Source organism: Prevotella sp. P5-108, assembly GCF_002251385.1.
Classification (GTDB): Bacteria; Bacteroidota; Bacteroidia; order Bacteroidales; family Bacteroidaceae; genus Prevotella.
This window is the reverse complement of sequence record NZ_NPJJ01000043.1, coordinates 151,484-171,415: the sequence shown is the minus strand read 5'-3', so window position 1 is coordinate 171,415 and position 19,932 is coordinate 151,484. Positions and strand designations below refer to the sequence as shown.

The window sequence follows — 19,932 nt, the reverse complement described above, 5'->3', positions numbered from 1 at the left end:
GTTATTCGAAAGATAATTTCTCAAGTCTGTCGCGCAGAACCGGGGCCATTTCTTGCCGTATCGACATAGAAATGGAACAAGTGTTGTCAAAAGTCTGCGATACAATGCGCGGCTGCATCTCTTTGATGACACGCATCACTGCATTCATCATAGGGTATGGGAATGAATAGGTTATGACTTCCTCAACCAGGCGGGTTTCGATGGTCGCGTGGTCCAAGGCATCGGCGGCTGCGGTGCGGTATGCGACAATCAGGCCGCCGGTTCCCAAGTTGACACCGCCATAATACCTGACCACAATTACCAGCACATTGGTCAAGTCATAAGAATTAATCTGTCCCAATATGGGCTTGCCTGCCGTGGATGAGGGCTCGCCATCATCATTGGCTCGGAAATCGGCCTTGTCGGCACCAAGCACATAGGCATAGCATACGTGTCTGGCGACATAATACTTTTTACGGTATGACGCCAGAATGTCCTTAATCTCATCGATGGTCTCTACATGATGAGCAAAGGCGAGAAATTTACTCCGTTTCTCCGAGTAGAATCCCTCGCCTATTACTTCTGTTATTGTCTTATATTCGTCAGTCATCAAGTTTGTGTATAACCAATCCGCTTCTCAATTTGGGTTCAAACCAAGTGGCCTTGGGAGGCATGATTTTGCCGCTGTCGGCAATATCCATAATCTGTTGCATGGTCACTGGATAGAGGGCTAATGCCATGCGCATTTCTCCAGAGTCAACACGACGTTTGAGTTCGCCCAATCCACGAAGACCGCCAACGAAGTCGATGCGCTTGTCGCTGCGCAAGTCAGTAATATTGAGAAGTTTATCCAGTATCAATCGAGAAGAGATGTCAACATCCAAGACGCCGATGGGGTCATTGTCATCGTAGGTTCCTTCTTTGGCAACAAGGCTATACCAAAGTCCATCAAGATAGAGCGAGAACTCGTGCAAACGGGCGGGATGATATTCCTGCTCTCCCTTCTTCTCTACGATGAAATCGGCTGTTAGCGCTTCCAAGAATTCCGCTGACGACATACCGTTCAAATCCTTGACGACTCTATTGTAATCGAGAATGGTAAGCTGGGATGCCTGGAAGCAAACTGCCATAAAGTAGTTGTATTCCTCGCTTCCTGTATGATTGGGATGCTTGCCTGCCTTTTCGGCACCTACAAGCGCAGCTGCTGCTGAACGATGGTGCCCATCGGCAATGTAAAGGCTCGGCATCTTGGCAAACTCGGCCGTGATGGTCTGGATGTCTGCAGCGTCAGACACAACCCACAACTGATGTCTGAAGCCGTCAATGGGGGCTATGAAATCATATTCAGGTTTGGTCGCAGCATATCTTGTCAGCAATGCGTCAAGCGTCTGATTGTCAGGATATGCAAAGAAGACAGGCTCCATATTGGCATCACAGATTCTGACATGCTTCATGCGGTCTTCTTCTTTGTCTCTACGTGTCAATTCATGCTTCTTGATAACGCCATTAAGATAGTCATCTACATATGCTCCAACAACAATACCATATTGGGTTTTGCCATTCATTGTCTGGGCGTATATATAATAATGTTCCTCGGAATCCTGAACCAGCCATCCATTCTTCTGGAAAAGTTCAAAATTCTCTTTGGCACTTTCATAAACACGTGGGTCGTATTCGGAAGTGCCTGGCTCAAAATTAATTTCCGGTTTGATGATATGATAAAGACTCTTCTCGTTATCCCCTGCTTCTATTCTTGCCTCTTCTGAATCAAGAACATCATAAGGACGAGATTCTACATCCTCGACATATTGCTGAGGAGGACGAACACCTTTAAAGGGTTTGATGATTGCCATAATTAAGTTTAGGTTTGTTAAGAAAAAACATCCCCTCCACCAATGGCGGAGGAGATGATCTTTTATAGATTATTTGTTCACTTGATACTTGGTGTCACCCTTTTCAAAGAAAGAGTTAATCTGACTCGCTGCGGCGATACCTGCATTGATATTTGCCTCAGCAGTTTGAGCGCCCATCTTCTTGGGAGTGGCATAATAGCGTCCTTCGAACTTTGCGAAATCCTCGTCGGCATCGGGCTTGATGTCTGATATGTATTTCATGTCAGTACGCTCTGCCATGAGCTTCAGCAGTTCGGCCTCATTGATAACCTCCTTACGGGCAGTATTGATGAGGATTCCTCCCTTAGGCATCTGGTTGACCGTGCGATAGTCGATGCTATTGATGGTCTCAGGGGTAGCAGGAATATGCAATGAAACCACATCATTGTTCTGGAACAACTCATCCACGCTGCTACATGCATGCACGCCCGCTGCTTCTATTGCTTCTGCAGGACAATACGCATCATATGCAGATACAGTCATACCAAATCCCTTTGCAATGCGGGCAACATTACGGCCGACATTACCAAAAGCCAAGATACCTAATCGCTTGTCTTTAAGTTCTGAACCGCTTTTGCCGTTATAAAAATTACGTACAGCGTAAACCAACAGACCAAAGACGAGTTCTGCTACTGCGTTGGAGTTCTGGCCTGGAGTGTTTTCTACAACTACGCCTTTCTCCTTGGCATAGGCGCAATCAACATTATCATATCCGGCACCAGCACGAACTACAATCTTGAGGTTCTTGGCTGCATCGAGAATTTCGGAAGTAACCTTGTCTGAACGGACAATCATTGCATCTATGTCAGCAACGGCCTCTAACAGCTGGCTCTTTTCTGTATATTTCTCAAGAAAAACAACCTCGTTTCCAGCGGCTTCCAACTCATTCTTGATACCTACAACCGCAGGTGCTGCAAATGGTTTTTCTGTTGCAACTAATACTTTCATATCCAATATATTAATGTTGATTCTCAAAATCCTGCATGGCCTTAATCATGGCCTTAACACCTTCGATGGTCTGTGCGTTATAGCATGACGCTCTGAAACCTCCAACAGAACGGTGGCCCTTAATGCCCACCATGCCGCGCTCAGTAGCGAAATCAAAGAAGTCCTTCTCCAACTCTTTGTATTCTTCGTTCATGACGAAGCAAATGTTCATCAATGAGCGGTCTTCCTCCTTAACTGTGCCATGGAACAGCTTGTTGCGATCGATTTCTGAGTACAGCATATCAGCACGCTCTTTTGCACGGCGATCCATTTCTGCGACACCACCCTGGGCTTTCACCCAACGCATAGTTTCCATCAATGAATAAATGGGGACAACTGGAGGAGTGTTGAACATAGAGCCCTTGTCTACATGTGTACGATAATCTATCATTGTGGGCAATTCGCGGGGAGCTTTACCAAGCATATCGTCTTTAACAATAACCACGGTAACGCCGGCCATGGCCATATTCTTCTGGGCGCCAGCATAAATAGCCGTATATTTAGACACGTCTATCGGGCGGCTCATAATATCTGAACTCATATCCGCGATAAGTGGAACGTCTACATCGAAGTCCTTGCGGTATTCCGTTCCATAAATCGTATTGTTGGTGGTAACGTGCAGATAATCAACGTCAGCAGGAACCTCAAAATCCTTAGGATAGTAGGTGTAACCTGCATCTGCAGACGAGGCGACTTCTACAACTTCACCAAAAAGTTTTGCTTCTTTCTCTGCCTTCTTTGCCCATGTTCCAGTGTTCACATAAGCTGCTTTCTTGAGCAAGAAGTTGGCTGGAATCTGCATGAACTGCAGAGAAGCGCCGCCTCCAAGGAAAATAACCGAATATCCGCTTGGTATATCAAGTAATTCCTTGATAAGAGCAACACTCTCATCTACTACAGGCTGGAAGTACTTAGCGCGGTGGCTAATCTCCATCAAAGACAAACCACAACCATTGAAATCCAACATTTGCTTGGCTGTGTTCTCAATCACCTCTCGTGGCAACATAGAGGGACCTGCATTAAAGTTGTATTTTTCCATACGAATCAATATTGATTAAATAGTTAAGTTGATTTATATTGCGAAAATACGAGATTTATTCGGTATGAACAAATAAATACCTAACAATTTTTGATAAACCTTTAATTTTTGTTCATTTTCTCATTTTAGGGGCTCAAAACGCGTCTTGACGCCTTTGATTTTCTCTCCAGCCAAGCGTTGTAGAACTCTCGATAATTTCTGCGAAGGAACGGCAACGTAGGAATAATAATCCTTGACATCAATACGACCTATCTCATTGTTTTCAAGCTCTGCCTTTTTGCACAACAGACCGACAATATCACCTTTGGATATCTTGTCTTTTTTACCCTTGCCGATATAAATCGTGGCCATTGTCGGCAGAGGTATGGTGGTGATGTCGTCTTGCAGGGTAAATTCCTTTATCTCAGCTTCCACATATTCCGGGATGCTTTCTTCTGGTCCCAGAACGAAGTAACTGTCACCCATAGCATTCCAGCGAGCCGTGCGCCCTACCCTATGCACAAAGGCATCTTCAGTATCGGGAAGATGATAATGAATTATATTCTTGATATTGGGAATATCCAGACCGCGAGATGCCAGGTCAGTACTTACGAGTATATTGGAAGAACCGTTAGAGAAACGGTAGATTGCTGCTTCGCGCTCTTTCTGCTCCAAGCCACCATGATAATAACTGACAACAAAGCCGCAATCCTTCAAGTAGTTAGCAGTACGCTCCACGCCATCCCTGTAGTTGAGGAAGACGATAGTACTGTCTGAGCCTAATTGACAAAGAAGTTTCCCCAAGGCTTCCAATTTGTCCTTTTGAGGACTACGCACTTGGTATATACTTACTCTGTCGGAAATCTGTTCGTCTTTGGGAATGAAGTCCATCACCTTGAAATTGCTTTTCAAGATGGTCTGGTGGCGCATTTCTTCAGCTGGGGTTGCTGATAGAAGTATCTGCCGTGCTTTGAAGGGCAGACGATTGATAAGATAAGACATTTCCTCATGGAAGCCCATTTCGAGGCATTTGTCAAACTCATCTATTATTATCCACTTGACGCTGTCGACGTCCACATTGTCTTTGTCGATGTGGTCGTTCATTCTTCCTGGAGTAGCAAATATGATATGGGGCTTGAGCTGACGGAGCTGACGATGTTCATCCATCGTAGGTCTACCACCATAGCATGCATAGCCGCGAACATCGTTGCCGAGACTGCGCAACACATTCAAAGACTGCAAAGCCAATTCGCGTCCAGGGACAATGACTATCGCTTGCAAGTCATCCGAAGCCGAGTCTACCATGCATACCAATGGCAAAATATAGGCCAATGTCTTGCCTGAGCCAGTTGGTGACAAAACCATAATGTTGTCATTTGTATGCTGTATAGCCTTGACTACAGCACCCTGCATCTCATTGAGATGATTTATACCGATTTTTTCGGTAAGTTCATTGATTGTTTTCATTTTAAGAGTTTGTCTATTTCATCAAATTCTTTGCCCATATTCAGGTTCAAGTAAATGGTATATAGAGGAAGCCCCCATAGACTCTTTTCGTCCGGAACCATCTTCCTGTATTTTTCCAGGTATGGCAACGCCTTTTTATATAACTGTATGATTTCTTTCTTTTGTTTGTCAGTTTGTTTCAGAGCTTTGTCTGCTTCTACTGCTTGGTTGAAGTAGGACAAACCTGCATTGAGATATGCACCAAGGATAGTACTGTCTTTTGCAATGACGCTATCGCAGAGGTCGATGCACTCTTTATAGCGTTTCAAGCTAAGCAACACCGAACTTTTGGTGAACTTGAATAGATTGCTGCTATCATTTACTTGCAAAGCCTTATCACAAAGAGAAAGCGCAGAGTCATATTGTTCATTTTTGGTATAATATTCAATCAGACGCGGGAAAAAGAACGGGAAGCGGGGATACTTTTTGAAGCCTTCTTCCAGTACACTTACATATCTCATCGTGTCTTTCTCCATTTTATAAGTCTCGGCAAGATACTGTAGCATATATTGATAATGTACAGTATCCTTTAATGCCCAATAAGCATAATGAAGCGTAGCTTTAGGGTCTTGGAGCTTGTAACCGCAATATACTGCCCAATAAGCAGCCGAAGGCATATTTTTGTCGGTTTCATCGTATTTGTAACCGGTGAACAACGGCTGGATACTACAGTTGAGGTACATATCAAAGAAATTGTATGCCTCCTTGAAATTCTGCTTGTTTACAAAGTAGGCGCCACCATTGTAGAGATTTCTGCGATGTACGTCGAGCATAGCGGCATGCTTTTTGCGATAGACGAGTTTCACTCTACCCTTCTTGTCGGTCAGGCCGTCCACAGAGTCGAGCCCTTCAAGAGTCTGGAACATCTTTTTGACCGACAAGAATAACTTGGCTGTATCGTAATCTTGCTTCAGATACAACTTCTCATTGCCTTGTTCATATTGTTTCTTCTGGGCCTCATAGAGTGTGAGCCATATCTTCTCATTGTTTCTATTGGCCGAATCTTTCAGGAGATTAGCCATGCTACTCTCGGCCTGCTCCAGGTTGGTTCCTTTTTTGATATTGTCTTTGGCCAAAGATATTTCTTTCTTCTGCGCATTGATTTGCAGACAGATACATATTATGCATAATAGTAATGTTATCCTTTTCATCGTGCTTATGTTTAGTATTTAATCAATTTCTTTATATTTTCGGCGCGTTTATCGTTGAGCGCATAATAAAGCTGATACAAAGGCGGAGCCCAGTCCACCGTATGCCTTGCCGGGTCCAATTCTTTGGCGCGCTCGAGATATACCTTGCCCTCTTCAAGCAGGGAGTTTATTGAGTCTATCTGCACTTTGTCTTTATCCTCTTTGTGCTTGTCGCTCAACTGAATGGCTTTGGATGTATAGCAGATACCTACGTTATAAATAGCAGGGAGAAACAGCGAATCTTGGGCAATTGCGCATTTGAACGCATCTATTGCAGTATCCCACTGATGGAGTTGCATGTGTCTTTCGCCTTTCAGAGCCCAAAGCATCTTGTTGCGCGGAGAGTTTTCCAGTTCGTGGTCAACAAAATGAGCCAATTCATCGGCAAGACCCTTGTCGGAATAATACTGTATAATCAATTCCACATAGTTTTGATTAGATCTGTCTTTCTCGTGAAGCGCCAAGAGAGAATTGATGTAGATTACCGCATCCTTTTCCGTCTTCATCAGCATCTTCATGCAGTATATTTTCAGTTGGGCAGCGTCCTTGGCGGTCTCTATATGCTGTAGAGCCAAATCTGCCATACGTTCCGCTTTGCTGTAATCCTTTATACCATAAGCCATCTTGCCGGCACACAATGCCGCCAGACCAATCTCTTGCTTTGACTTATCGAATAAGGGATGATGCTGTGTATCAATGTACAACTGCAGCAAAGCCAGACCTCTGACCGGGTCCTTCCCCTGATAATATATACCACCATCAACCAATTTGCGTCTGAGTTTACCCACAACGGATGAATTTGTGTGACGATAACGCGGCTTCACCTTTCCCTTGGCATTGGGTTGACAGTCCAGACTGTCGCACTCTATACTTTTTTCTACTATCTTCTCGATAAGACTATAATAATAGGTACTGTCGCGGCATACGGGCAACTTGGCTACAAGCAACTGCAACTCTCTGTTTGCCTTGTCTGCCTGTGCTGCATGATTTACGTTATCTCCCCAGATGCTGCCGACGCAGCAAGAAAGGAACATCATAATCATTATATACGCATTTGTCCTATTATCTCTAATCATATCTTCAAACAATAAAAGGGTTGGCAACCTATTGATTAGGCGACCAACCCCGGTATTTATCAGTGATTAAACCTTTACTTAGTCAGTGCCTCAATTTCCTTTGTACGAGCGTCATCGGCTCCATAGAGCGTATAATAACACTGGTAGAGAGGATAGGTCCAGTTGGCGCGCTCACGGTTGGGGTCCAACTCACGAGCCTTCTCCAGGTAAGTTACACTCTCCTGGCAAAGAACCTTCTGCTCATTGGCGTTCTGGCATGCAGCAGCCTTGGCATTGATGCTGAATGCAAGATAGGTATAAATCAGCGCGTCGTCATTGGGCTTGATAGCGATGGCCTTCTTGAAGTTCTCAATGGCTACATCATACAATGCAGGATCCTGTGTGGCAGCATTCATGGCGTTCTGAGCCTTGAGAGCCAAAGCTGAATAGTCATTGGGGTTCAGAGCAAGGCGAGACTCGATGAGCTTGCTTGCACCGTCCTTGTCGCCCAAAGCCTGCAGTACAGCAGCGAGCTGGCTGAATACCATATCATTCTTGGGATCCTTCTCGTTGAGAGTCTTCAGAGTGTTGGCAAACTTGACAGAGTCCTCCTTGGTCTTCAGGTCCTGCGATGAGAGATAAATCTTGAGATTGAGGGCTTCCTTATAAGAAGCGGTGTCGTTGAGAGCGATGTCAACATATTTGTTGGCATTGTCCATATCCTTGTTCTGGAATGCAAAGACGGCAGCAACACGTGCAACCTCACCGAGATACTTATCGGGGTTGGCAGTGCGGTCAACCTCCTTGAAGAGAGGATGAGAGTAGCTGTCTACATAGAGAGAGAAGAAGTCAAAAGCAGCCTTCTTGTTGTCTGCGGGCTGCAGCTGGCCGGCGTTGATCAGCTCAGTACGCATGTTGACCAGCTTGTTCTGGTTGGCCTGATGGAACTTGGGCTTGATTTTACCCTTCTCGTTAGGCATATTGTCCCACTTGTCACACTCCATGGCGTTGGTAAAAGCCTGCTCAAGAGCTTTGTAGTAACCCAGTGTGTCATAAGCCTCATACTTGCCTGTATTCAACTGCTGCTGCAACTGATTGGCTGCGATGATTTCCTGCTCGTGATTCACTTTCTTCATGGCGAGGTCTACCAGGTAATTGTAAGCCTTGGCCTTCTCTGCTGCGTTGGCGAGAGAGTTCACGCTTGACTTTACCAGGCTTTGTGCCTCGTCGTAGGTCTTGGCCTTCAAGATTGCCTTCAAAGCCTCACTGTCGCCTGCAAATACTGTGGATGTGCCCAGCATCATCAACACAGCGATCAATAGTTTCTTCATAAAATTTAATTTTTAGTTTGTATTTGTTTTATTCTTCTGTAGGTTCACCATTTTCGATTTCATCGACCGGCATAGAGGTGTTGTCGCTCATGATTTCATCGTTCTTCTGCGACCAGGCAGCGCGGCTTTCTTCCTCGACAGTTGCCTCAAGTTCAGAACTCATTACCTTGCAAACGCTTGCAATGATGTCGTTCTTCTTGGCCAGGTTGATAAGTCTCACGCCCTGTGTGGCACGGCCCATTATGCGTACATCAGCCACAGCCAGACGTATGGTAATGCCGCTCTTGTTGATAATCATCAGGTCGTTTTCATCGGTTACATTCTTGATGGCAACCAGACGGCCGGTCTTCTCAGTGATGGCGAGGGTCTTGACTCCCTTACCACCGCGGTTGGTGATGCGATAGTCGGCCACCTGCGAACGCTTGCCGTAACCATTCTCGCTTACTACCATTACAGACTCCTTGTCGGCATCGTTGACCACAATCATTCCGATTACTGCATCGTCATCACCGTCGAGACGCATGCCGCGTACGCCGGTCGATACACGACCCATAGTGCGGATTGCATTCTCGTTGAATCTTACGGCTCTACCATTGCGATTGGCCAGAATGAGCTCGTTATGGCCATTGGTCAGGCGAACATCAACCACCTCGTCGCCCTCAGTGATGTGGATGGCGTTTACACCATTTGCACGAGGACGGCTGTAGGCTTCCAGACAAGTTTTCTTGACTGTACCGTTTGCGGTGGCAAAGACAACGTAATGGCTGTTCACAAACTCGGCATCCTCCAGACCACGACCGCGCAGACGCAGGAAGGCGTTCACAGCGTCATCGGGCTCAATGTTGAGCAGGTTCTGGATGGCACGACCCTTGGAGCTCTTGTCATACTCGGGTATCTCATAACACTTCAGCCAGTAGCAACGGCCCTTCTTGGTGAAGAAGAGCATGGTCTGGTGCATAGTGGCAGGATAGATATATTCGATGAAGTCCTTGTCGCGTGTCTGTGCGCCCTTGGCTCCTACTCCACCACGAGCCTGCTCGCGGAAGTCACTGAGCGGAGTACGCTTGATGTAGCCCAGGTGGCTCACGGTGATAACCACGGGGTCATTGGGATAGAAATCCTCGGCATTGAATTCGTGCTCGGCAGGAATAATCTCGGTACGGCGATTGTCGCCATACTTCTCCTTGACCTCCTGCAGCTCGTCCTTCATCACCTGTCTGCACAGCGAGTCGTCGGTGAGAATGCGGTTGAGGTAGTCTATCTGCTTCATCAGCTCGTTGTATTCATCGTGCAGCTGGTCGACGCGGAGGCCGGTCAACTGTGACAAGCGCATGTCTACGATGGCCTGAGACTGCAGCTCATCAATCTCAAAGCGCTTCTCCAGGTTGACTCTGGCTTCGCTGGGAGTCTTGCTGGCACGGATGATGTGTACGACTTCGTCAATGTTGTCGCACGCGATGATAAGTCCTTTTAATATATGTGCACGGTCCTGGGCTTTCTTCAGCTCAAACTTGGTACGGCGGATGGTAACATCGTGGCGGTGTTCAACAAAGTAATGTACGCACTCGCGCAGCGTAAGCAGGCGGGGACGTCCGTTGACCAAAGCGATGCAGTTGACTGAGAATGAACTCTGCAGGGCTGTCATCTTAAAGAGTTTGTTCAAGATGACTTTGGCATTGGCGTCGCGCTTTACATCGACAACGATACGCATACCCTGACGACCGGTTTCGTCGTTCACATTAGAGATGCCATCTATCTTGCCCTCCTTTACGAGGTCAGCGATATACTCTATCAGCTGCTGCTTGTTGACACCGTAAGGAATTTCGGTTACTACAATCTTGTCATGACTGTCATAGGTCTCTATTTCAGCTTTGGCGCGCATCACGATGCGGCCACGGCCGGTCTCATAAGCCTGCTTGACGCCCTCCAAACCATATATATAGGCACCTGTGGGGAAATCGGGAGCAGGGATATACTTCATCAGACCCTCGGTGTCTATATCTGGATTGTCGATGTATGCACAGCAGCCGTCGATGACTTCGCCCAGATTATGTGTGGGGATATTGGTTGCCATACCTACGGCAATACCGTTACCGCCATTGACGAGCAGATTGGGTATCTTGGTGGGCATAACCGAAGGTTCGACGAGGGTGTCGTCAAAGTTGTTGGTCATGTCTACCGTGTCCTTGTTCAGGTCATCCATCACGTGCTCACCCATTTTGGCAAGGCGGCACTCGGTATAACGCATAGCTGCAGGAGAGTCGCCGTCTACGCTACCAAAGTTACCCTGACCATCAATGAGCTTATAGCGCATATTCCATTCCTGGCCCATTCTGACGAGGGCGCCATAGACCGAGCTGTCTCCATGAGGGTGGTACTTACCCAACACCTCACCAACAACACGCGCACACTTCTTGTAGGGCTTGTCGCTGGTATTGCCGATGCCAAGCATACCATAGAGAATACGGCGATGTACGGGTTTGAAACCATCGCGCACATCTGGAAGGGCACGAGCTACGATTACCGACATTGAATAGTCAATGTAGGATGACTTCATCTCTTCCTCAATGTTGATCTTGATTATTCTATCATGATCGATTGTCTGATTTTCGTCCATTTACTTACTTATATTTATTCTAATTGTTTTGCTGACTTAAAATGGTCGAAATCGCATTTAAGGGCATTTATTTGCGTTCTAAGCGATTTTCCTATATTTTATCAGAGTTCAAAAGTACAAAAAAATATCTTTCCGTGAAAACAAATTATGCAAAAAATAGCGCATCGTTGATGAATTATAACATTATTAGCATCAACAAATGTGTTTTTTCGTATTATTTAATGGATAATCGAGTGTGCTGAGCCACGAACACAGTGCGATGATGAGATAATTGAACGTGGATAAAGAGTTCGTGTCATTGTGCCGACGAGTACCACAAGTCATTTGATAATTGATGGACGTCTGCGCATAATGTGAGTCCCCAGAACTTAGAGCCTACAGATGGTCTATGGAATGAAATTAAGGTAGGAAACTGTTATTTCAGACTTCGCATTAATCTTTTCAGAATTCCAATTTGCCATTTCGTGGTTTGAACACAAGTTTAAGACAACCTACGAGCGGATGTCTTACAATCGTGTGCAATTGTAGGTGACTGAAGGCGTCCTGTGTTCATTACCACACTGACGGATAGCAGTTTTCGGCAGTTGTGAGCACTCTGAAATGATACCCTCTGCTATATGAAATCTGCATAAGTTTGCGCGGGGCGGTCTGGGTTTGGTTAAATGACAAAGCCACATGGCCCATGGTGCGCCTGAGGTTGAGCTCCACGCACGGGTGCAGCTTTATGCCGTTTTCATCGACTATCATCATGTCTACGCCAAGCGGTCCGGTGTATTTTCCGACCATTTCATCGGTCAGGATGGCACATAGTTCATCTATGGCCGACTGCACCCGATGAAACGGGATATATTTGGAGATAATTTCCACCTTCTCCTCTTCGCTCGCAAGGATGTTCCCTACATACGAACCATTGGAAGACTGGAACACAGACAATCCCAAATACTCGATTCTATCGGGATAGGCGTACAGCTCTACTGCAAAATCTTTTATCTTGCGATAGTAGGGTTCGAGGGTCAATGCTCCCTGGCGCGCAATCACATTCTTGGCCCAACCGCGTTGGTGGGAAGTGAGTTGGTCGACATATCTGAGCCCACGCCCGCTACTGCTCCACGGCGCTTTCATTACATAAGTATAGCCGATGTTCTCAAGTTGGCTTATATTGTCAATCAGTCGAGAACTGCCAACTCGCTCGTCATTTGCTTCAGTGAGTTTTTTCAGCAGATTCTGGCCAGCCCACCAGCGGTGGCTCATCGCGCGGATGCTGTCAAGATATGCGTCGGTTGGCAACAGTTCCTTAGCGATTCCATTGCGCTCCAACTGAAAGCGCAAAGACCTATCCCATCCCCACGGACATATCTCTTCAAGTGGCGGAAGGTGCTTCAGGTCCTGGTAAGTCACAAAAGCCACATCATGGGCATAGCGACCCAGGTGTCTGACCCTGCTCAGTGCCGATGCGATATCATCGACAAGGACCATATCGCCATCCTCGGCCCACAGCGCAGGCAGAAAACCCAGGTCGGAGCGCATCTCGCGACCTGCATGCGGGGCCACGAAATTGAACATGTCAGATGCAAGTGCTATATCGTGCTCGGGGTTAAATATATGTAGCTTCATAACTGTTTTGTAAATTGTCCACAAAATTACAAAGTTTATTCTTTAGCAACGCAAAGAAGTGACAAAAAATACGAAATTGGAAATATTTTGTAAAGTTGAGTTTGCAATTTTGAAAATTAGTATTACCTTTGCATCTATATAAGTAAATCGATTTATGGAAGAGGCCTTTTTCCGCACCCATGCCAATTTGGTAGACAACACAAATGCTGCAGTCCGTCGTAATCTTATGGATGAGATTGACTGGAGCGACCGCTTGATAGGTATCAAGGGTACAAGGGGCGTCGGCAAGACCACCTTTCTCCTGCAATACGCTAAAGAGAAGTTTGGAGCAGCCGACCGCAGTTGTCTGTATGTCAATATGAACAACTTCTACTTCCAGGGCTTGGGTATTGCTGAATTTGCCGAAGACTTCGTTAAAAACGGTGGTCGTGTACTGTTGATTGACCAGGTTTTCAAGCAGCCCAATTGGAGCAGCGAGCTCAGAAAATGTCATGACCTTTTCCCCAATCTCAAGATAGTCTTCACCGGCTCGAGCGTGATGCGCTTGAAAGAGGAGAACCCTGAACTCAACGGCATCGTAAAGAGCTACAATCTGAGAGGCTTTTCATTCAGAGAGTTTCTCAACCTGCAGACGGGCAACGACTTTCGTCCCTATTCGTTGGGCGAGATTCTGAACAACCATGAGCATATCATCAAGACCATTCTGCCCAAGGTAAGTCCTCTCAAGTACTTTCACGACTATATCCATCATGGTTTTTACCCATTCTTCTTGGAACATCGCAATTTCTCCGAGAATCTCCTGAAGACCATGAACATGATGACCGAGGTCGACATCCTCCTTATCAAGCAGATAGAGCTGAAGTATCTTCACAAAATCAAGAAGCTGTTTTATCTCTTGGCTGTCGAAGGTCCCAAGGCACCCAATATCAGCAATCTGGCTGATGAAATACAGACCAGCCGTGCCACGGTGATGAACTATATCAAGTATCTGGCCGATGCGCGTCTTATCAATATCATCTATCCCGTAGGAGAGGAATTCCCCAAGAAGCCTACCAAGGTGATGATGCACAATAGCAATCTCATGTATGCCATCTACCCCATCACCATCGATGACCAGGAACTGATGGAGACATTCTTCGTGAACTCGTTGTGGAAGGACCATATCGTAAATCAGGCCAACAAAGACCACTTCTACATCGTAGACGGCGAAAAGCACTTCAGAATTTGCGATGCCCATGGTGAGCAGAAAATCAGATTCTCTCCCGACACCATCTATGCGCGTTATAATACTGAGGTGGGTAAGGAAAACCAGATACCACTATGGCTATTCGGCTTCCTATATTAATATAATAAGGTGTAAATATAAAAACGAACATACAAACTTTCATTAAAATTTAGAAAAATGGCTAAAGAAAAAAAGTTTATCACATGTGATGGTAACACCGCAGCGGCTCATGTAAGCTACATGTTTACCGAGGTGGCAGCCATCTACCCCATTACCCCATCTTCTCCTATGGCAGAACATGTGGACGAATGGGCTGCTAAAGGCCGTAAGAACCTCTTCGGTCAAAGAGTTTCTATTCAGGAAATGGAATCTGAAGGCGGAGCCGCTGGAGCTGTCCATGGTTCTCTTCAGGCTGGTGCATTAACTTCTACCTATACAGCTTCGCAGGGTCTGTTGTTGATGATACCTAATATGTATAAGATTGCCGGTGAGCTGTTGCCTTGCGTATTCAACGTATCTGCACGTACTCTGGCTTCTCACTCACTCTGTATCTTCGGCGACCACCAGGATGTTATGGCCTGCCGTCAGACTGGCTTTGCCATGTTCTGCTCTGGTTCTGTACAGGAGGTTATGGATCTTTCTGCAGTTCCTCACCTTGCCACACTTGAGACATCTGTTCCTTTCATCAACTTCTTTGATGGTTTCCGTACTTCTCATGAGTACCACAAAGTTGAAGAAATTGATATGGAAGATATCCGTCCTCTGGTTAACCCTGAGTATATCAAAAAATTCCGCGACCGCGCATTGTCTCCAGAGCGTCCCGTAACTCGTGGTACCGCTGAAAACCCCGAGACATTCTTCACCCATCGTGAGGCTTGCAATGAGTATTATGACAGAATTCCTGAAGTAGTTGAGAAGTACTGCGGCGAAATCTCTAAGATTACTGGCCGTGAGTATCACCTCTTCAACTATTATGGTGCAGAGGATGCCGAGAATGTTATCATCCTGATGGGTTCTGCTACAGAGCCTGCCCGTGAAGCCATCGACTACCTGAACAAGCAGGGCAAGAAGGTGGGTATGGTTGCAGTTCACCTCTATCGTCCTTTCTCTGTAGACTTCTTGAAGAAGGCTCTTCCCGCTACTGTTAAGCGCATTGCCGTGCTCGACCGTACTAAGGAACCCGGTGCAGAGGGCGAACCACTGTATCTTGACGTTAAGTCTGCTCTCTATGACGACGAGCGCAAGCCTCTCATCGTTGGCGGCCGCTATGGTCTTGGTTCATCCGATACTACACCTGCTAAGATTGTAGCAGTATTCAAGAACCTGGAATTGCCACAGCCCAAGAATCACTTCACCGTAGGTATCGTTGATGACGTTACATTTACATCTCTTCCCGAAGAGGAGGAAATCCCAATGGGTGGTGACGACCTGTTTGAGGCTAAGTTCTATGGTCTCGGTGCCGATGGTACTGTAGGTGCCAACAAGAACTCTGTACAGATTATTGGTAACAATACCAACAAGTATTGTCAGGCTTATTTCTCTTATGACTCTAAGAAGTCTGGTGGTTTTACCTGCTCTCACCTGCGTTTCGGCGACAGCCCAATCCACAGCGCTTATCAGGTAAATACTCCTAACTTTGTAGCTTGTCACGTTCAGGCTTACCTCCACATGTATGACGTTACCCGCGGTCTGCGCAAGAATGGCACATTCCTGCTCAACACTATCTTCGACGGCGAGGAGTTGGTTAACTTCATTCCTAACAAGGTTAAGCGTTGCTTTGCCAAGAACAATATCAAGGTTTACTATATCAATGCCACTAAGATAGCTCAGGAAATTGGTCTTGGAAACCGTACCAACACCATTCTCCAGTCTGCTTTCTTCCGTATCACTGAGGTTATTCCTTTGGACCTGGCTGTAGAGCAGATGAAGGCGTTCATCGTGAAGTCATACTCTAAAAAGGGTCAGGATGTTGTTGACCTCAACTTCGCTGCAGTTGAGCGCGGAGGCGAGTATAAGGAACTGACAGTAGACCCAGCATGGGCTTCTCTTGCTGACGAAGAAGGCAAGGAAGACAATGCACCTGCATTCGTTAAGGAGCTGGTTCGCCCTATCAATGGTCAGGCTGGTGACCTGCTCAAGGTTTCTGACTTCGTTAAGCATAACACTGTTGACGGAACATGGGCCAATGGTACCGCTGCATTTGAGAAGCGTGGCGTAGAGGCTTTCGTTCCCGTATGGAATGTAGAGAATTGTATCCAGTGTAACAAGTGTTCATTCGTTTGTCCTCACGCTGCTATCCGTCCATTCGTTCTTACCGACGAAGAGCTGGCAGGTGTTCCTGGCCTGGCTACTCAGGAGATTAAGGCTCCCGCTGCACTCAAGGGAATGCACTTCCGTATCGAGACTTCTGTTCTCGACTGTCTCGGTTGCGGTAACTGTGCCGATGTGTGTCCTGGCAAGAAAAACAAGGAAACCGGAGAACTCGAGAAGGCTCTCAAGATGGTTCCATTCAATGTTGACGCTCCCGCTATGGTTGAGGAAGCTAAGACATGGGATTACCTCGTACACAATGTTGCCTCTAAGCAGGATTTGGTAGATATCAAGCAGAGCCCCAAGAACTCTCAGTTCGCTCAGCCTCTGTTTGAGTTCTCAGGCGCTTGCTCCGGATGTGGTGAGACACCTTATGTAAAGCTCATTTCTCAGCTCTTTGGTGACCGCCAGATGATTGCTAACGCTACTGGTTGTTCTTCTATTTACTCTGCTTCTATTCCTTCTACTCCTTACACTACCAATGCTAAGGGCCAGGGTCCTGCATTCGACAACTCTCTGTTCGAGGACTTCTGCGAATTCGGTCTGGGTATGGCTTTGGGTAACAAGAAGATGAAGGAGCGCATCTGCCACCTTCTCGAGGAGGCAAAGGCTGATGAGCATGTACCTGCCCAGTTTGTTGCTGCAGCTGACAAGTGGATTGCTGCTAAGGACGATGCTGACGGCTCTAAGGAAGCAGCTGCAGAGCTGAAGCCTCTGATTGCCGCTGGTGCTGAGCAGGGTTGCCCTGTATGTCAGGAGTTGAAGACTCTCGACCACTATCTTGTAAAGCGCAGCCAGTGGATTATCGGTGGCGACGGTGCTTCTTACGATATTGGCTACGGAGGTCTTGACCACGTACTCGCATCTGGTGAGGATATCAATATCTTGGTTCTCGATACTGAGGTTTATTCAAACACTGGTGGCCAGAGCTCTAAGTCTACTCCACTCGGTGCTATTGCTCAGTTCGCAGCCCAGGGTAAGCGCATCCGCAAGAAGGATCTCGGTCTTATGCAGACCACCTATGGCTATATCTATGTTGCCCAGGTTGCTATGGGTGCCGACAATGCACAGACATTGAAGGCTATCCGCGAGGCAGAGGCTTATCCAGGTCCATCACTCGTTATCGCATACGCTCCTTGTATCAACCACGGTCTGAAGCGTAAGGGCGGTATGGGTAGAAGCCAGAATGAGGAGAAACTCGCTGTTGATTGTGGTTACTGGCACCTGTGGCGCTACAACCCACTGTTGGCCGACGAGGGCAAGAACCCATTCACGCTTGATTCTAAGGAGCCTAACTGGGCTGACTTCCGTGACTTCCTCCTTGGAGAGGTACGTTATCTGAGTGTTCAGAAGGCTTATCCTAATGAAGCAGAGGAACTCTTCTCTCAGGCTGAGCGTATGGCTAAGCTCCGTTATCGCAGCTATGTCCGCAAGACTCAGGAAGACTGGAGCGAGATTATCTAATCTTGAATTGATACACCTTATATAATATATAGGGATACTGATGAAGGGAGGTTTGCCAATTGGCAAGCCTCCCTTTTCAATTATCCTCATACAAATCAATAAAAAAACGCATGAAATTAAAATAATGTGCTTTTTCCTTGTTTGTGTCATAGATAACCACTAACTTTGCAGTAATATAACTTAATCCTTTAACAATAAACATTATGACTAAACTTTTACGCTTATCACTTTTGTTATTAGCAGTTTGCGCATGTGGCATAGCTAATGCAGCAAACGTAACAGACAAGTTCACAGCCTCGGCTTTAGGTATCACGGGGACTTCGTATGCCGACTTGACTGATTTCCAATTATCCTCTACAGCAAAGTATTCGCTTAACGCAGCAACAAATAAAGCGACCTGCGTTCAGCTTCGTTCAAAGAATAGTAATTCTGGAATTGTTACAACGACATCTGGTGGTACTGTAAAAAAAATTACAGTTGTATGGAATGAAGCCACCAAGGCTGGTCAAAAGTTGGATGTATATGGAAGTACTTCTGCATATGGCAGCCCTAAGGACTTATATGATGCAAAAACTCAGGGTACGAAAATCGGCACAATAGAAAATGGTAAGAGTACTGAGCTTTCTGTTGAAGGAACCTATACTCATGTAGGATTGCGTTCCAATAATGGTGCGGTTTATGCAACTGAGATATCAATTGAATGGGAGCCTGCTGCTCCGGGTACAGTTGCCATGCCAACAATTACCGGTAACGCCACTTTTGAAACCTCTACCACTGTAACTATTACAGGCCCAGAGGGAGCTGACATATATTATACTACTGACGAAAGCACTCCTACAACAAGTTCGCAGAAGTACACTGCACCTTTCTCTTTGACAGAGAGCACCACCGTAAATGCTATCGCCGTTAAGGGTGGCAAGTCGAGCACAGTTGCCAGCAAGGACTTTAGCAAGATTACTTGCACTGACGCTACCTTAGAGGAAGTAGTTGGATGGACTGCCGACAAGACTTATGTGAAGCTCGCCCTCAACAACGCCAAGGTGATATACGCTGATGGCAACACAGTCCATCTGCGCGAAAACGGCAAGTGCCTTATGCTTTACAATGTAGGCATCCTCGCCCTCACCCTCAACTCAACGGTAAGCGGAAGCATCAAGATGAACTTCAAATCCTACAATGGCATCCCCGAAATGATGAAAAATGAGTTCACCAATGCCGGTGACCTTTCCATTACTGCTGGCTCTTCTCTGGAATTGGACGCTACTGTAACTACCGTAGAAGACCTCCTCGCCAAGAAGAACCTCTGCGACCTGGTACTTCTTAAGAATGTCACCGTAACCGCAGAAGGCACAGGCAAGGATGCCAAGTATTTCATCATGAGTGGTGCCAAAAAGATTCAACTCTGGGGTAACCAGAATCTTAGTGCTGCAGGCGTAGGCAAGTCTTTGGATATTTATGCTCTTTGCAATAGTATCTATTCTAACAATGTCCAGATTAAGCCTGTAAAGGTTGGCGACATCACCCTGGGTATCAACAACACTATCGTGGTTGAGAGCAAGAAGCAGGGCATCTACAACATCAATGGTGTTAAGATGAGCGAGGGTCAGACCCTTCCCGCTGGCTTGTATATCAAGAACGGCAAGAAAGTAATTGTTAAATAACACATATTTTTTCCTAACTCACACCTTACCGGCTGTCTCTACCCTTGTAGAGGCAGCCATTTTATTCATTATTGTCACGACCG

General features: G+C 46.3%; 14 protein-coding genes. 3 read left to right on the top strand and 11 right to left on the bottom strand.

Annotated elements, in window-relative coordinates:
- Position 1: 1 nt before the first annotated feature.
- From CIK95_RS08870 to CIK95_RS08825, 10 genes are all read right to left on the bottom strand, one after another.
- Positions 2-589 carry a YigZ family protein gene (locus CIK95_RS08870; RefSeq protein ID WP_094466823.1) on the bottom strand — a complete coding sequence of 196 codons (588 nt, stop codon included), beginning with the start codon at positions 587-589 and terminating at the stop codon, positions 2-4.
- Positions 582-1,832, bottom strand: coding sequence for a DUF1015 domain-containing protein (locus tag CIK95_RS08865; RefSeq protein ID WP_094466822.1), 1,251 nt, complete (start codon positions 1,830-1,832; stop codon positions 582-584). Before CIK95_RS08865 ends, CIK95_RS08870 begins: the two co-directional genes overlap by 8 nt.
- 69 nt (positions 1,833-1,901) lie before the next feature.
- On the bottom strand, positions 1,902-2,819 hold the full coding sequence (locus CIK95_RS08860; protein ID WP_094385415.1) for an NAD(P)-dependent oxidoreductase: 918 nt from the start codon (positions 2,817-2,819) through the stop codon (positions 1,902-1,904).
- Between the two features lie 10 nt (positions 2,820-2,829).
- On the bottom strand, positions 2,830-3,897 hold the full coding sequence (gene serC / locus CIK95_RS08855) for a 3-phosphoserine/phosphohydroxythreonine transaminase (protein WP_022309597.1): 1,068 nt from the start codon (positions 3,895-3,897) through the stop codon (positions 2,830-2,832).
- 120 nt (positions 3,898-4,017) lie between these two features.
- The gene (locus CIK95_RS08850) at positions 4,018-5,343 is read right to left on the bottom strand and encodes a DEAD/DEAH box helicase (RefSeq protein WP_094466821.1); all 1,326 of its coding nucleotides are present in this window, start codon (positions 5,341-5,343) and stop codon (positions 4,018-4,020) included.
- Positions 5,340-6,533 carry a lipopolysaccharide assembly protein LapB gene (locus tag CIK95_RS08845; RefSeq protein WP_094466820.1) on the bottom strand — a complete coding sequence of 398 codons (1,194 nt, stop codon included), beginning with the start codon at positions 6,531-6,533 and terminating at the stop codon, positions 5,340-5,342. Before CIK95_RS08845 ends, CIK95_RS08850 begins: the two co-directional genes overlap by 4 nt.
- An 11-nt stretch (positions 6,534-6,544) precedes the next feature.
- Entirely contained in the window at positions 6,545-7,675 is a 1,131-nt protein-coding gene (locus tag CIK95_RS08840) for a lipopolysaccharide assembly protein LapB (RefSeq protein ID WP_144007790.1), read from the bottom strand.
- 47 nt (positions 7,676-7,722) lie between these two features.
- On the bottom strand, positions 7,723-8,958 hold the full coding sequence (locus CIK95_RS08835) for a hypothetical protein (protein WP_022309593.1): 1,236 nt from the start codon (positions 8,956-8,958) through the stop codon (positions 7,723-7,725).
- A gap of 28 nt (positions 8,959-8,986) precedes the next feature.
- Positions 8,987-11,575, bottom strand: a complete 2,589-nt coding sequence (gyrA, locus tag CIK95_RS08830) for a DNA gyrase subunit A (RefSeq protein ID WP_094466818.1) — start codon at positions 11,573-11,575, stop codon at positions 8,987-8,989.
- Between the two features lie 552 nt (positions 11,576-12,127).
- A complete protein-coding gene (locus CIK95_RS08825) occupies positions 12,128-13,189 on the bottom strand; it encodes a hypothetical protein (RefSeq protein WP_022309591.1) in 1,062 nt (353 codons plus the stop codon).
- Between the two features lie 154 nt (positions 13,190-13,343).
- On the opposite strand from CIK95_RS08825, the gene CIK95_RS08820 reads away from it, so the two are divergent.
- Positions 13,344-14,534 (top strand): ATP-binding protein, encoded by a 1,191-nt coding sequence (locus CIK95_RS08820; protein WP_022309590.1) that lies wholly within the window; start codon positions 13,344-13,346, stop codon positions 14,532-14,534.
- Between the two features lie 57 nt (positions 14,535-14,591).
- The gene (gene nifJ / locus CIK95_RS08815) at positions 14,592-18,188 is read left to right on the top strand and encodes a pyruvate:ferredoxin (flavodoxin) oxidoreductase (RefSeq protein ID WP_022309589.1); all 3,597 of its coding nucleotides are present in this window, start codon (positions 14,592-14,594) and stop codon (positions 18,186-18,188) included.
- Positions 18,189-18,264: 76 nt separating this feature from the next.
- Here the strand turns inward: nifJ and CIK95_RS13305 are convergent, their stop codons facing one another.
- On the bottom strand, positions 18,265-18,480 hold the full coding sequence (locus CIK95_RS13305) for a hypothetical protein (RefSeq protein ID WP_173845665.1): 216 nt from the start codon (positions 18,478-18,480) through the stop codon (positions 18,265-18,267).
- Between the two features lie 439 nt (positions 18,481-18,919).
- Here CIK95_RS13305 and CIK95_RS13475 point away from each other — a divergent pair, with 439 nt between their 5' ends.
- Positions 18,920-19,849, top strand: a complete 930-nt coding sequence (locus CIK95_RS13475) for a chitobiase/beta-hexosaminidase C-terminal domain-containing protein (RefSeq protein WP_254046446.1) — start codon at positions 18,920-18,922, stop codon at positions 19,847-19,849.
- The last annotated feature ends 83 nt before the right edge of the window (positions 19,850-19,932 follow it).

Coding starts and splice junctions, on each gene's coding strand:
- serC (WP_022309597.1), bottom strand. CDS start 3,897: ATGGAAAAATACAACTTTAATGCAGGTCCCTCTATGTTGCCACGAGAG.
- CIK95_RS08825 (WP_022309591.1), bottom strand. CDS start 13,189: ATGAAGCTACATATATTTAACCCCGAGCACGATATAGCACTTGCATCT.
- CIK95_RS13475 (WP_254046446.1), top strand. CDS start 18,920: ATGCCAACAATTACCGGTAACGCCACTTTTGAAACCTCTACCACTGTA.
- CIK95_RS08850 (WP_094466821.1), bottom strand. CDS start 5,343: ATGAAAACAATCAATGAACTTACCGAAAAAATCGGTATAAATCATCTC.
- CIK95_RS08845 (WP_094466820.1), bottom strand. CDS start 6,533: ATGAAAAGGATAACATTACTATTATGCATAATATGTATCTGTCTGCAA.
- CIK95_RS08865 (WP_094466822.1), bottom strand. CDS start 1,832: ATGGCAATCATCAAACCCTTTAAAGGTGTTCGTCCTCCTCAGCAATAT.
- CIK95_RS08820 (WP_022309590.1), top strand. CDS start 13,344: ATGGAAGAGGCCTTTTTCCGCACCCATGCCAATTTGGTAGACAACACA.
- CIK95_RS08835 (WP_022309593.1), bottom strand. CDS start 8,958: ATGAAGAAACTATTGATCGCTGTGTTGATGATGCTGGGCACATCCACA.
- nifJ (WP_022309589.1), top strand. CDS start 14,592: ATGGCTAAAGAAAAAAAGTTTATCACATGTGATGGTAACACCGCAGCG.
- CIK95_RS08860 (WP_094385415.1), bottom strand. CDS start 2,819: ATGAAAGTATTAGTTGCAACAGAAAAACCATTTGCAGCACCTGCGGTT.
- CIK95_RS08870 (WP_094466823.1), bottom strand. CDS start 589: ATGACTGACGAATATAAGACAATAACAGAAGTAATAGGCGAGGGATTC.
- gyrA (WP_094466818.1), bottom strand. CDS start 11,575: ATGGACGAAAATCAGACAATCGATCATGATAGAATAATCAAGATCAAC.